At 47.8% G+C, this 13,165-nt stretch carries 12 protein-coding genes; 8 read left to right on the forward strand and 4 right to left on the reverse strand.

The window, feature by feature from the left end; genetic code table 11:
• The first annotated feature begins 40 nt into the window (after positions 1–40).
• A complete protein-coding gene (locus ABC831_RS03570; protein ID WP_343246864.1) occupies positions 41–616 on the forward strand; it encodes a VanZ family protein in 576 nt (191 codons plus the stop codon).
• On the opposite strand, the gene ABC831_RS03575 is transcribed toward ABC831_RS03570, so the two are convergent.
• Complete coding sequence (locus ABC831_RS03575) at positions 613–1,548, reverse strand: tyrosine-type recombinase/integrase (RefSeq protein WP_343246865.1); 936 nt, start codon at positions 1,546–1,548, stop codon at positions 613–615. The genes ABC831_RS03570 and ABC831_RS03575 overlap by 4 nt on opposite strands.
• A gap of 417 nt (positions 1,549–1,965) precedes the next feature.
• On the opposite strand from ABC831_RS03575, the gene glmM reads away from it, so the two are divergent.
• The 5 genes from glmM to ABC831_RS03600 all read left to right on the forward strand — a co-directional run bounded on the left by glmM (position 1,966) and on the right by ABC831_RS03600 (position 7,448).
• Entirely contained in the window at positions 1,966–3,318 is a 1,353-nt protein-coding gene (gene glmM / locus ABC831_RS03580; protein ID WP_343246866.1) for a phosphoglucosamine mutase, read from the forward strand.
• Positions 3,266–3,805 carry a VanZ family protein gene (locus ABC831_RS03585; RefSeq protein WP_343246867.1) on the forward strand — a complete coding sequence of 180 codons (540 nt, stop codon included), beginning with the start codon at positions 3,266–3,268 and terminating at the stop codon, positions 3,803–3,805. Before glmM ends, ABC831_RS03585 begins: the two co-directional genes overlap by 53 nt.
• Positions 3,789–4,418 carry a P-loop nucleotide/nucleoside kinase family protein gene (locus ABC831_RS03590; RefSeq protein ID WP_425524557.1) on the forward strand — a complete coding sequence of 210 codons (630 nt, stop codon included), beginning with the start codon at positions 3,789–3,791 and terminating at the stop codon, positions 4,416–4,418. Before ABC831_RS03585 ends, ABC831_RS03590 begins: the two co-directional genes overlap by 17 nt.
• 220 nt (positions 4,419–4,638) lie before the next feature.
• Positions 4,639–5,997, forward strand: coding sequence for a Trk system potassium transporter TrkA (trkA, locus tag ABC831_RS03595; protein ID WP_343246869.1), 1,359 nt, complete (start codon positions 4,639–4,641; stop codon positions 5,995–5,997).
• Positions 5,998–6,008: 11 nt separating this feature from the next.
• Positions 6,009–7,448 (forward strand): TrkH family potassium uptake protein, encoded by a 1,440-nt coding sequence (locus ABC831_RS03600; RefSeq protein WP_343246870.1) that lies wholly within the window; start codon positions 6,009–6,011, stop codon positions 7,446–7,448.
• Positions 7,449–7,455: 7 nt separating this feature from the next.
• Here the strand turns inward: ABC831_RS03600 and ABC831_RS03605 are convergent, their stop codons facing one another.
• From ABC831_RS03605 to ABC831_RS03615, 3 genes are all read right to left on the reverse strand, one after another.
• Positions 7,456–9,159, reverse strand: a complete 1,704-nt coding sequence (locus tag ABC831_RS03605) for an FAD-dependent oxidoreductase (protein ID WP_343246871.1) — start codon at positions 9,157–9,159, stop codon at positions 7,456–7,458.
• A 13-nt stretch (positions 9,160–9,172) separates the two neighbouring features.
• Positions 9,173–9,736, reverse strand: a complete 564-nt coding sequence (gene ahpC, locus ABC831_RS03610; protein ID WP_343246895.1) for an alkyl hydroperoxide reductase subunit C — start codon at positions 9,734–9,736, stop codon at positions 9,173–9,175.
• 186 nt (positions 9,737–9,922) lie between these two features.
• Positions 9,923–10,810: a helix-turn-helix transcriptional regulator gene (locus tag ABC831_RS03615; protein WP_343246872.1), complete on the reverse strand. Its 888-nt coding sequence runs from the start codon at positions 10,808–10,810 to the stop codon at positions 9,923–9,925.
• A gap of 314 nt (positions 10,811–11,124) precedes the next feature.
• On the opposite strand from ABC831_RS03615, the gene gmd reads away from it, so the two are divergent.
• Positions 11,125–12,198: a GDP-mannose 4,6-dehydratase gene (gene gmd / locus ABC831_RS03620; protein WP_343246873.1), complete on the forward strand. Its 1,074-nt coding sequence runs from the start codon at positions 11,125–11,127 to the stop codon at positions 12,196–12,198.
• Positions 12,198–13,139 (forward strand): GDP-L-fucose synthase family protein, encoded by a 942-nt coding sequence (locus ABC831_RS03625; protein WP_343246874.1) that lies wholly within the window; start codon positions 12,198–12,200, stop codon positions 13,137–13,139. Before gmd ends, ABC831_RS03625 begins: the two co-directional genes overlap by 1 nt.
• Positions 13,140–13,165: the final 26 nt, after the last annotated feature.

A 13,165-nucleotide genomic window follows, 5' to 3' on the forward strand; every position in this document is an offset into this window, starting at 1 on the left:
TTCAATAAACCAAATACACATTCCAGAAAGGACATCCCCCTTGCTCACAGATACCCTAACCCTGGTAATCAAAGACGTACTAAACGCCTTCCGATATTTTCCCCAAGGCCTCCTAATCGGCCTTTTGGTAGCCATATTCCTGCTGCTGTTCAACATCCACCGGAAAAAAGCGCAAAAAAACAGGATACCCATCATAAAGAGTATCCTATACACCATTTATATTATTGTTGTCCTGTACCTGACCCTTTTCTCACGGGAAGCCGGTTCCAGGGATGCAGTAAGCCTGACTGTTTTCGGAACCATAACCGCCACGCCCAGAGCCTATTCCTACGTCATCGAGAACATCCTTTTATTCGTTCCCTGGGGAATTCTCCTGCCTTTGCTCATCCGCCGGTGCCGGAATCCCATTTTGTGCACTGCGACAGGCCTGGCGGCCAGCCTGTTTATAGAGACCACTCAGCTGTTGACACACAGAGGTTTCTTTCAGCTGGACGACTTAATTATGAACACACTTGGAACATTCATGGGATGGTTTCTCTATTTTGTAATGTCCGCTGTCTTTCGGCTTATGCGGCCGGCAGGCAAGAAGAAAAATAAGCGTTCCAAACGTGTCTAAAACAGAAAATTCCGCTCATTATACCGCATCATTACCTCTTTCTTCCTTGCGTAAGACACCTCCGTATAGATCTGGGTACTCACGATACTGTTGTGCCCCAGCAGTTCCTGGACATCCCGGATCGTGGCGCCATTATTCAGAAGCTGGGTAGCGAACGAATGCCGCAGATAATGAGGGGTGGCCATCGGATTGATCATGGATTTCCTTTTATATTTCTCGAAAATATTTTCCACGCTGTAGATAGACAAACGATCCCCGTATTTATTCACAAACAGTGCGTTGCAGCTGGGCTGGAAACAGTCCCGGAATTTCAGCCATCCCATCAGTTTCTTGACCACAGCGGGAGAGGAGAGGAAGAGCATCCGCTCCTTCCGACCCTTGCCATGTATCAGAAGGGTTTCCTCGTCGCGGTTGTAATCATCCACATTCATCTGGCTGATTTCCCCGATCCGGAGGCCCAGGCAGAAGAGCAGTTCCAGAATGACCGAATCCCTGAGGCAGATTTTTTTGTGATATTCGCTTTCCAGCGCCTCATATTCATCCTGTGTCGCCTCGATCAGATTGCGGACTTCCCGCATGGAGAGCGTTTTGGGCAGTGCCTTTGGCAAAATGAATTTCCTGGAATTAAAGCGGAAAAAAGTTTCATTGGAAATATTCTCCTGATTTAAGAATTCACAGTATTGCCGGATCGATATAAATTTTCTATGTAAAGATTTTGCTTTCAGATTTCGCTCCTGCTGCAGCATTTCAAAATACTGCAGCAGGGTTTGTTGATCCAATACCGGAGTATTCTCCCTCGCAAGCCAGGTAAATAAACCATTTAAATCACATCGGTAAGCTTTTAAAGTGGCTTCAGACAGATTCCGAACCACAGTAAGGTGTGTCAGGAATCTTTCCAGGTAATCCTGTTGGGATTGATAATGAAATTTCATTTTATAACCTCCTTGTCTTTTGTCGTAATTTTATAATGTCAATGGATCACATAAATAAAAGTATAGTAATTTATAGGCATAAAAGCAACAAGAGAATGTCGAAAAATGTCGAATGTAATGAGGCGTTGCTATTGAAATACTAAATAGCACTGGGCAATTTCGTATGGCGAATTTAATTACACGTTTAAATTGCAATTACAAGGCAGCTATATCCGGAAATTACGTAGAAAATTATAGCAGGTTATTACAACAGAAATTACATCAGAAAACTATAGGCAGAAAACTATATCCAGAAAACTATATCCTCACAAAAACATGGTAATTTACTTCTTCAAATGATATAATAGGGCAAAATTTATATAGAATTGATGATAAGACAGCACCAATAAAATAAAGGAACATAAAAGGAGGACTCATATGGGAAAATATTTTGGAACCGACGGCTTCCGCGGAGAAGCAAATGTCACCCTTACTGTAGAACACGCATATAAAGTGGGCCGCTACCTGGGCTGGTATTATTCCAATCAGCCGGGCAAAACATGCAAAGTGGTAATCGGTAAAGATACCCGTCGATCCAGCTATATGTTCGAATACTCACTGGTGGCAGGCCTGACCGCCTCCGGCGCCGATGTCTATCTGCTTCACGTAACGACGACTCCCAGCATCTCCTATGTGGCCCGTACAGAAGATTTCGACTGCGGGATCATGATTTCCGCCAGTCACAATCCCTACTATGATAATGGCATTAAACTCTTAAACGGCCAGGGGGAAAAGATGGAGGAAGAAACGACAGAAAAGATCGAAGCTTATCTGGACGGAGAACCGGCGGATCTGCCCTATGCCACCGGTGCCGGGATTGGCCGTACGGTAGACTATGTCATTGGCCGGAACCGGTATATCGGTTATCTGATATCCCTCGCCACCAGGTCCTACCGGAACATGCGGATCGGTCTGGACTGTGCGAACGGGAGCGCCTGGATGATAGCGAGGAGTGTATTTGAAGCGTTGGGGGCCAAGACATATGTGATACATGCGGAACCGGATGGTATCAACATTAATGAAAAATGCGGCTCAACCCATATAGAAGAATTGCAGGAATTCGTAATACAAAATCAATTAGATGCCGGTTTTGCCTTTGATGGAGACGCAGACCGCTGTATCGCCGTGGATGATCAGGGAACTGTAGTGAACGGCGATCTGATTCTCTATGTCTGCGCGGTCTATATGAAGGAGAACGGCATGCTGGAAAATAATACGGTGGCCACCACCATCGTATCGAATCTGGGCCTGTATAAAGCGTTCGAGGAAGCGGGGATCGAATTTGTCAAAACCCAGGTGGGAGATAAATATGTCTATGAAAGTATGGCAAAAAATGATTACTGTATCGGCGGAGAACAGACCGGCCATGTAATTTTCAGCCGTTACGCGGCGACAGGAGACGGGATACTCACGGCGCTGAAGGTTATGGAAGTTATCCTGGAGAAGAAGATGCCGCTCAGCAAATTGATCAGTCCGGTGACGATCTATCCGCAGGAGCAGCAGAACATCCGGGTCAGGAATAAGACAGACGTTAAGCAGGATTTGGATATCCGGGAGTTGATCCGCTCGATAGAGGAAGAATTAGGAGATACCGGCCGGATCCTAGTCAGAGAAAGCGGGACAGAACCTGTGATGCGCGTCATGGTAGAAGCAAAAACCCAGGAAATATGCCGGCATTATGTGGAACAGGTGGTGGAGAAAATCAGAGAGAAGGGATATTGTGCGCAATAGGATTCTGCGTTGGATTCCGGCTTCCCTGGTTATGATTCTAATATTTTCGTTTTCGGCAGCAGATGGGGAGGATTCCGGATCGACCAGCGGAGTTATAGTGGAACAGATTCTGAAGATCGTGGAAGGAAATAGTCCAATGGCCCCCGAAAAACGGGAGGAGCTGTACGAACGGCTGCAGTTTGTGGTGCGGAAAGGAGCGCATATGACCGAGTATGCGATACTTGCCCTGACTCTGCTGCTTGCGTTATCCCAATATTGGCGGCCGGTCTGGCCGCTGGCCTGGCGAGGTGAGCTGGCGTGCTTTTTGTATGCATGTACGGATGAACTGCATCAGCGTTTCATACCGGGCCGCAGCGGGCGTTTTCAGGATGTTCTGATCGACAGCGCGGGAGCTTTGGCAGGAATTTTTGCGGGAATTGGGATTATGAGCTATATTCGGAAGAAACATGGAGATACTGTTGATAGAGTGAATCGAAGAACACCATAAAGAGAAAGGAAGCGAACGCCGTATGATGAAAAAAATGATCCTCGTCACCTCCCCGCCTGCCTGCGGGAAAACTTACATTTCCAAAAAACTGGCTGAGAATTTAAAACATGTCGTCTATTTAGATAAGGACACCCTGATCGTACTGTCGAATCAAATATTCGCGGTGGCGAATGAAGAAAAAAACAGAAGCTCTGATTTTTTCGAAAAAAACATCCGGGATTATGAATATGAGGCAATCATCGATATCGGGCTGGAGGCGCTGACCTACGATGATATCGTTCTAATCAATGCCCCTTTTACAAAGGAGATTCGGGATAAGGAGTATATCGATGAATTCGGACGCAAGCTTGCAAAACGCAATGCGAAGTTAGTGATCGTATGGGTGGTGACAGATCCTGAAGTATGCCATCAGCGTATGATCGCGCGAAATTCTGACCGGGACACATGGAAACTGGAGAACTGGGATGAGTATATTGCCGGTGTGGATTTTGACATACCGGTGGAACTGGATAATCCAACGGTGAAGGATGATCTGCTCCTGTTCTATAATTCATCGGATGAAGAGTTTGAGGAATCTATGGCCAGAATCGTCGGTATTCTGGAAGAAGAGTAGATTGCTGGCAGTAGAATAGTAGACCGGAGATATTTTGCCAAATATTGTTCTAAATTATACTAAAATGTCAAATACTCTGTCTGTTAAGTCTATACATTAGGACAAAGGGGGGCTATAATAGAGGTAAGCGATTTGATAAGAGATGAAGAATACCTTTTGATGTGGGAATTTATTCCGCATCATTTTCGTGTAACGGGTATACATCTGATGGGAGGATATCATGGAAATTATCATCGTAGGCGGCGGAAAAGTAGGGGTGACGCTGGTAGAACAGCTCAGCCGGGAAGGACATAACATCACCCTGATTGACCGGGACGCAGACAAGCTGCAGCGGATTGCCAATACCTTTGATGTGATGGGCGTGGCGGGAAACGGTGCCAGCTACAGTACCCAGATGGAGGCCGGAGTGGAGACGGCGGACCTTCTGATCGCAGTGACCGGATCTGATGAATTGAACCTGCTGTGCTGTCTGTTCGCCAAGAAAGCTGGAAACTGCCAGACCATCGCCCGGGTGCGCAACCCGATCTATAATAAGGAAGTGCGGTACATAAAAGAGGAACTGGGACTGTCCATGGTGATCAATCCCGAGTTCGCGGCATCCGTGGAGATCTCCCGCATCCTGAAGTTTCCGTCAGCCATACGGATCGATACGTTTGCCAAGGGGAAGGTGGAGCTGTTAAAATTCAAAATCTATCCGGAGTATCATCTGGATCAGATGAGGATCACCGACATCAGAGGAAAATTCCGCTGTGATATCCTGATCTGCGCGGTGGAAAGAGGAGACGATGTGATTATTCCGTCCGGTAATTTTATCCTCCGGGAAGGGGATATCGTGTCCATCGTGGCGCCGCCGAGACAGTCCGCCGATTTCTTCCACCGAATCGGGATCGCCACTAACCGGATCAAGAATGCGATGATAGTAGGCGGCGGGAAAATATCCTATTACCTTTCGAAGCAGCTGGAAGCCATGGGGATATCTGTTAAAATTATAGAGATGGACAGGGGCCGCTGCGAGGAATTAAGCGAGCTGCTGCCGAAGGCAACGATCATATACGGAGACGGAACCGATCAGAGTATTCTGTTAGAAGAAGGAATCCGCCAGGCAGACGCGTTTGTGGCGCTGACGAACCTGGATGAAGAGAATATATTGCTGGCCCTGTATGCCAAGAGCCAGTCGAAAGCCAAATTAATCACGAAGGTGAACCGGATATCCTTCGATCAGATTATCGATCAGCTGGATATCGACAGTATTATTTATCCGAAATACATTACAGCCAGCTATATTATCCAGTACGTGCGGGCTATGCAGAATTCTATCGGCAGTAATGTGGAAACCCTGTACCGGATCATCGAAAACCGTGCGGAGGCGCTGGAATTCTGTGTGCATGAGAACTCACCGGTAGTGGGGATTCCGCTGGAAAAACTGAATCTGAAGGAAAACCTGCTGCTCTGCTGTATTAACCGGGAGCAAAGGATCATCATCCCGAACGGACAGGACACCATTGAAGTGGGGGACACGGTGATCGTGGTAACCACAAACACTGGCCTGAATGATTTAAAGGACATATTAAAACACTGAAGAGGTTCGCTATGAATTATAAAATGATAACCTATATACTGGGAATGGTCCTGAAAATAGAGGCGGTTTTTATGACCCTTCCCTGTCTGGTAGCGGTGATCTATCGGGAAAAGAGCGGGTATGCCTTTTTGCTGGTCATGCTTCTTAGCTTATTGCTGGGGCAGATCATGACGATGAAGAGACCTTCGAATAAGATATTTTATACCAAAGAAGGTTTTGTGACAGTAGCCTTGTGCTGGATTGTGATGAGTATCATTGGAGCCCTGCCGTTTCTGATCAGCGGGGAAATAAAAGGAGTCGTAGACGCGCTGTTTGAAACCGTATCCGGCTTTACAACGACCGGAGCCAGTATTCTGTCGGATGTGGAATCCATGTCCCGCTGTGTTCTTTTCTGGAGAAGCTTTACTCACTGGATCGGCGGCATGGGGGTGCTGGTCTTTGTCCTGGCGGTTCTGCCCTTTGGCGGTGGAAATGATATCCATCTGATGCGGGCGGAAAGCCCCGGTCCGTCTGTCGGCAAGTTTGTGCCCAAGGTGCGGTCTACGGCAATGATTCTATACGGAATATATATCGTGATTACGATCATTGAGGTGTTGTTCCTGCTGGCAGGGAAAATGCCGCTGTTTGAAGCGCTGTGCAGTACGTTCGGGACTGCCGGTACCGGAGGCTTCGGTGTGAAAAATGACAGTTTTGCGTCCTATTCCCCTTACCTCCAATACGTTGTTACCGTGTTTATGATATTGTTCGGGATCAATTTTAATGTGTACTTTTTACTGCTGATCCGGAAGTTTGCGCAGGCGTTTAAATTCGAGGAAATAAGATATTACCTGGGTATCATCCTGGTGGCGATCCTGATCGTGACATTTGATATCCATAGGCTGTTCCCCAACTGGGAGAGCGCTTTTCGGCATGCCTCCTTTCAGGTAGCCTCTATTATCACCACCACAGGATTCTCTACCGTGGACTTTGACCTGTGGCCGCAGATGTCGAAGACGATCCTGGTTATGCTGATGTTCGTCGGAGCCTGTGCGGGCAGTACCGGCGGCGGTATTAAGGTATCCCGGTTCGTAATTCTGCTGAAAACGGTAAAAAAAGAGCTGAATACTTTAATTCACTCCAGAAACATTAAAAAAATACAGATCAATGGGCGAAGTGTGGAACACGAGGTGGTTCGTTCGGTCAATGTATTTTTGATCGCCTATGTCATGGTATTTTCATTTTCCGTTTTACTGATCAGTGTGGATGAATTCAACCTGACATCTAATTTTACAGCGGTAGCTGCCACCCTGAATAATATCGGACCCGGCCTGGAGATGGTTGGACCATCCCAGAATTTCGGGATGTTCTCCGGGTTCTCCAAGCTGGTTCTGATCTTTGATATGCTGGCTGGACGGCTGGAACTGTTTCCGCTGCTGATTTTATTCAAACCGGCTACCTGGAAGAGAAATTAGGCAGACCTTATCCCTTTTCCAGCAACTCCACGATTTCTTCTATACTGCGGCTGCCGAACACTGTCCGGTTGTCGTTGATGATTATGCAGGGGACGCTCATAATGCTGTATTTGTTTTTGAAATCAGGAAAATGATTGATGTCAAACATTTCTGCCGTAATAGAGGGGTTCTCCAGAGCTATCCGCTGACAGGCCGTCACCACGTCGGGACAGAAGGTGCAGGATAGGGAAACCGCTATTTTTATATTTACCGGCCCGGTCACTTTCCGGATTCTGTGCAGCAGAGGTTCGTCAAGCGGCTGACCGGGACCGGCTGTGTTATAGAGAGCGATGATAAAGGAATTGAATTCATGCCCGCCCGGTACCCCGTGAAATTTGATACCGGTAAATTCACCGGCGTGGTTAAAAAGGGCGATACAGGGATACTGTGTCACAGCAGCCTGCTTTTCCAAAGCGGGCTTTTCGCCTTTTTGGAATAAACACAGGGATAGCTTGTCGGACAACCCTTTCAGATCGGAGAATAGCTGTCGGATCTCCAGGGAAAGTGTTCCTGTTTCTTCTAAAAAGGCGGTTAGGGTTACAGGCCTGCTGAATTTAGCAAAGATTCCCATCAGGGACTTGCGCATTTCTTCATCTACAAAACCCTCAGAAGATTCGGAAGGGGGATTTGCGGACTGTTCAAGCCGGGAATCTCCAGGTTCCGAAGCTTCTCCGGGACGCGCAGGGGCGTCAGCATCCGTATTTTCCCGCTTCCATCCAAGGGCCCGATACCTTTCTTCCACATAGTGTTCCAGATTCGTGGCACACAGAGCACCGTCGGATACGGCAGTCACTACCTGGCGCAAAGGCTTGACACAGATGTCTCCGGCGGCAAACACGCCGGGGACATTTGTCTGCAGATTCTGATCGGTGAGAATGTATCCCTGCCGGTCCAGATCCACTTTACCTTGAAAGAGTGCGGAGGCCGGAGCATATCCGACGAAGATAAAGATACCGAAGGTTTCGTCTGATCCTTCCGGATGATATTCTGTGATCTCCCCGGTCTCATTGTTTTGGTATTTCAGCCATCTAAGGCAGTGATCGCCGCCGGTTTCCAGTACTTCGGTATGGAATTTGACGTCAATTTTGGGGTGGTTTTGCACCTGCTCGGCTACGCCCCTGGCACAGGTGAATTCAGGTTCCCGCACGAGAACCGTTACTTTTTTCGCGTATTTGGTTAGAAATACGGATTCTTCGGCAGCCGCGTATCCGCCGCCTACCACAAAAACGTCCATTCCGGTGAAGAATTCGCCGTCACAGGTGGCGCAATAGGCGATACCATGTCCTTTGAACTCTTCTTCGCCCGGGAAGCCCAGAGTGCGGGGATTGGCTCCTGTAGCCAGTATGACCCCAAGGGCTTCGTAATCACCGGCGGATGTTTTGATCTTCTTAACCGGGCTTTTAAAATCCACATCCAGGACAATAGCGTTCAAAAACTCGGCTCCGAAATTTACCGCCTGCTTTCTCATGTCTTCCGTCAGCTTTTTCCCGTCCGTACGGATCACTCCCGGATAGTTCACAACCACCGATGAAATAGTAATCTGACCGCCGATGTCCCCTTTTTCGATCAGCAGGGTTTTAAATTTTGCCCGGGCGGCGTATATTCCTGCGCTTAAGCCGGCCGGCCCGGCGCCGATGATGATCATATCATAAAAATTAGGATTTTTATTCATACGTTTCACCCGGTCAGATCATACCGACCAGATCCAGACTGGGTTTTAAGGTCTGCGCGCCAGGCTGCCATTTGGCAGGACATACCTCGTCCCCGTGTTCCGCCACGAACTGTGCAGCATGAATTTTCCGGATCAATTCTTCCGCGTTACGGCCGATACCGCCGGCGTTTATTTCGTACAGGACCACGTCGCCTTCCGGATTAATCAGAAAAGTGCCGCGCTCCGCCATGCCGCTCTCTTCGATATACACATCCAGATCCCTGGTCAGGATTCCGGTTGGATCAGCCAGCATGGGATATTGGATTTTCTGAATTGTCTTTGAAGCATCGTGCCAGGCCTTGTGCACGAAGTGGGAATCGGTGGATATGGAATAAATCTCGCAGTTCAGCTCTCTGAATTTGCTGTAATGATCGGCCAGGTCTTCCAGTTCGGTGGGACACACAAATGTAAAATCTGCCGGGTAGAAAAACAGGACATTCCATTTCCCCAGTAAATCTTCTTTTTTTACTTCCATAAACTTTCCGTCATGATATGCCTGCAGTTGAAAATCACAAATAGTTCTGCCTATTAAAGACATGGTATTTCCTCCATTCGATATGATATATTTTCCGAGCATAGTATCTGCGGTCTTTGTGATTTTCATACCTTGCCGTGCAGCGTAGCTGCACGCCCGCCCGAAGGGCATGCATTGCGGGGTGCCAGAAATGGTATACCTTGCCGTGCAGCGTAGCTGCACGCCCGCCCGAAGGGCATGCACTGGGTTTTACCACTTCTTCCGATACTCTGATGCGGAATAGCCTTCGGATTTTCGAAACATTTTGGAAAAATAGTTGCTGTCTGGAATGCCGCAAAGCCCCGCGATCTCATCGATCGGCTTGTCTGTAAAGCGCAGCAGTTCTTTTGCGTGGGTCACTCTCCTGGTACGGAGATAATCACCGATGGTGACGCCATAATATTTCTTAAACTCCCGGGAAAGATAAAATTTACTGATATAAAATTCTTCCGCCAGCGTATCCAAAGAGATTTTTTCCGCAAAATGGATATCCAGATAATCCCGGACCTGTTCCAGTTTTTCCGTACTTTCCTGGCTGCTGGGACTGTCATTGCGGGTAATACAAAGGGTCAGAAGATCTGTCAGCAGCTTTGAAATCAGGAATTCCGAGCGCAGATCATTGATTTTCTGAAGCTGGATAACGGTCTGTAATGTGGTGATAAAATCAGTCTGCAGCTGCGTATGGAACACTGCGTGGGGCAGTATGCTCTCATAGAAACTATAGTAGCAGGAAGCCTGACTGCCGTTAAAATGTACCCACATCAGTTCCCAGGGATCGGATTCGCTGCTGCAGTGGGAATAGGGCCTGTTGCAGTCGATGAAAATACAATCGCTGGCGTGCAGCGTGTGCTGCCGGCCGCAGTAAGTGAACTGCCCGCTTCCGGACAGGACTGTGAAAAAGAGATAGGAATTCAAGTGCTCCCTGCGGCTGGTGTGGCTCTTCAGGCTTTTCAGATACCCGACCTCCTGAACGTAGAAGAGATTTCCCCGGGCGAATTCACTGGGAGTGTTCAATACCCTATGGGATTTTATGATATCGGAAGTCGCATAGGAGTCAAACATCGTTTTTCGGACTGGGTTTTTGTCATCTGTACTCATATTATTGCCTCCATTTATTTGAAATATTTTTGGTATTTGGGGTCGGGATGAGGGGGAAGCCGGTTTTACGCGTTCAAGATTGGCGTTCGGCAGCGTCAGTAGTATCTTGCTTGTGTGGTAAAATATTGCCCAATCATTAGCGATAGCAATATTTTACCTATACAAGTCAATTTTCCACGTATACAATTCGAGTATACTACTTTATACTCACAAAGAAAAGCAAAAGTTAAAAAATAAATATCGCAAGATAAGAATATTCTTTTGCAAATATGGAAAAATAGAATGATTTTGCAATCAAGGAGGATTTTAAAAGGATGAAAAACACAGCGCTAATAACAGGGATTACAGGACAGGATGGATCTTATCTGGCTGAGTTGTTGCTGGAAAAAGGGTACGAGGTGCATGGCATTATCAGAAGACACAGCAGTATCAGTACGGAGAGAATCGATCACCTGATCAATGATCCTGAAATAAATGGTAAAACTTTTTTCCTTCATTATGGAGATCTGACCGACACCAGCAGTCTCAACCGTCTGCTGGAAAAAATCCGTCCTTCGGAAATTTATAATCTGGCTGCCCAGTCCCATGTGGCGGTTTCCTTTGAAGTGCCGGAATATACGGCGGAGGTTACCGGAATCGGCACACTCCGAATCCTGGACGCTATAAAAGAAAGCGATCTGAAATGCAAATTTTATCAGGCGTCTACGTCGGAACTGTTCGGCGGCCTGCCGGAGACGGCCCCCCAGAGCGAGAAAACACCGTTTTATCCGAAGAGTCCTTATGGGGCGGCGAAGCTGTATTCCTACTGGATCACGGTAAATTACCGGGAATCCTATGATCTGTTTGCCTGCAACGGAATTCTGTTTAATCACGAATCACCCAGAAGAGGCGAGAACTTCGTGACCAGGAAGATCACGCTGGCCGTGGCTTCTATCATGGCGGGTAAACAGGAGAAATTATCATTGGGCAATATGGACGCTAAACGGGACTGGGGATATGCCGGTGACTATGTGGAAGGAATGTGGAGAATCCTGCAGCAGGAGAAACCGGGCGATTATGTGCTGGCGACCAATGAGACCCATACGGTGAGGGAATTTGTGGAATTGTCTTTTGCGGAAGTTGGAATCGATATCGAATGGGTGGGAAGCGGTGTTGAGGAAAAGGGATTTGACAAAAAGACCGGCCGGCTGCTGGTAGATGTGGATCCCCGGTTCTTCCGGCCGGCTGAGGTGGAATTCCTCTGGGGGGATTGTACCAAGGCCGAAACCGAGCTTGGATGGCAGCGCCGGGTCAGCTTCCCGAAACTGGTGTCCATGATGGTGGATGAGGATATGAAAACAATTGCCGGAATCAGCGCAAAGGAATTCAGAGAGGCCGGTGAACACTGATGGATAAGAACAGTAAGATCTATGTGGCCGGACATCATGGAATGGTAGGTTCTGCGATTGTACGCAGGCTGCATGAACAGGGCTACCAGAACCTGGTATTAAGAACTTCAAAAGAACTGGATCTGAGACGGCAGGCCGAGGTGGAGCGCTTTTTTGAAGAAGAAAAGCCGGAATATGTATTTCTGGCTGCGGCAAAGGTAGGCGGCATTATGGCCAACCAAAGCTATCCCGCCGATTTTATGTACGATAATATGATCATGGAAATGAATGTGATCCACAGCGCCTACGAAAGTGGAGTGAAAAAACTGATGTTTCTGGGGAGCTCCTGCATTTATCCCAGGCTGGCCCCCCAGCCTATGCCGGAAAGCTGTCTGCTGACCAGTTCCCTGGAGCAGACCAATGAAGCTTACGCTCTGGCGAAAATATCAGGATTAAAATATTGTGAGTATCTGAACCGGCAGTGCAAAACGGATTACATTTCCGTCATGCCTACCAATCTGTACGGTCCTAATGATAATTACCATCCGGAGCATTCCCATGTACTTCCGGCCCTGATCCGGCGTTTCCATGAAGCCAGGGAGGCGGGAAGAGAAGAGGTGGTAATCTGGGGGAGCGGTGAACCGCTGCGGGAATTCCTGTACGTGGATGATCTGGCAGATGCCTGCGTTTACCTGATGAACACATATTCAGGCAATGAGACGGTCAACCTGGGAACCGGAAAAGAAGTGACGATTGCCCAGCTGGCCGAACTGGTGAAGGAAGCGGTAGGATATAAAGGAAAGATTACCTATGATCCCTCCAAACCCGACGGGACACCCAGAAAGCTTCTGGATGTCAGCAAGCTCAAGGCGCTGGGCTGGACCTACCAGACCGAACTGGAAGAGGGAATCCGGCTGGCTTATGAAGATTTCAAAAATAGTAAAGTCAGGGCGGAACGGTAAAAAAGTGTTCCCCCATACCTTATCAG

Origin of the sequence: Diplocloster hominis, from assembly GCF_032380655.1 — a bacterium.
Classification (GTDB): Bacteria; Bacillota; Clostridia; order Lachnospirales; family Lachnospiraceae; genus Diplocloster; species Diplocloster hominis.

Excerpts from the sequence above, each read along its gene's own strand:
- ABC831_RS03575 (WP_343246865.1), bottom strand. The coding sequence starts at position 1,548 with ATGAAATTTCATTATCAATCCCAACAGGATTACCTGGAAAGATTCCTG.
- glmM (WP_343246866.1), top strand. The coding sequence starts at position 1,966 with ATGGGAAAATATTTTGGAACCGACGGCTTCCGCGGAGAAGCAAATGTC.
- ABC831_RS03585 (WP_343246867.1), top strand. The coding sequence starts at position 3,266 with ATGTGGAACAGGTGGTGGAGAAAATCAGAGAGAAGGGATATTGTGCGC.
- trkA (WP_343246869.1), top strand. The coding sequence starts at position 4,639 with ATGGAAATTATCATCGTAGGCGGCGGAAAAGTAGGGGTGACGCTGGTA.
- ABC831_RS03600 (WP_343246870.1), top strand. The coding sequence starts at position 6,009 with ATGAATTATAAAATGATAACCTATATACTGGGAATGGTCCTGAAAATA.
- ABC831_RS03605 (WP_343246871.1), bottom strand. The coding sequence starts at position 9,159 with ATGAATAAAAATCCTAATTTTTATGATATGATCATCATCGGCGCCGGG.
- ahpC (WP_343246895.1), bottom strand. The coding sequence starts at position 9,736 with ATGTCTTTAATAGGCAGAACTATTTGTGATTTTCAACTGCAGGCATAT.
- ABC831_RS03615 (WP_343246872.1), bottom strand. The coding sequence starts at position 10,810 with ATGAGTACAGATGACAAAAACCCAGTCCGAAAAACGATGTTTGACTCC.
- gmd (WP_343246873.1), top strand. The coding sequence starts at position 11,125 with ATGAAAAACACAGCGCTAATAACAGGGATTACAGGACAGGATGGATCT.
- ABC831_RS03625 (WP_343246874.1), top strand. The coding sequence starts at position 12,198 with ATGGATAAGAACAGTAAGATCTATGTGGCCGGACATCATGGAATGGTA.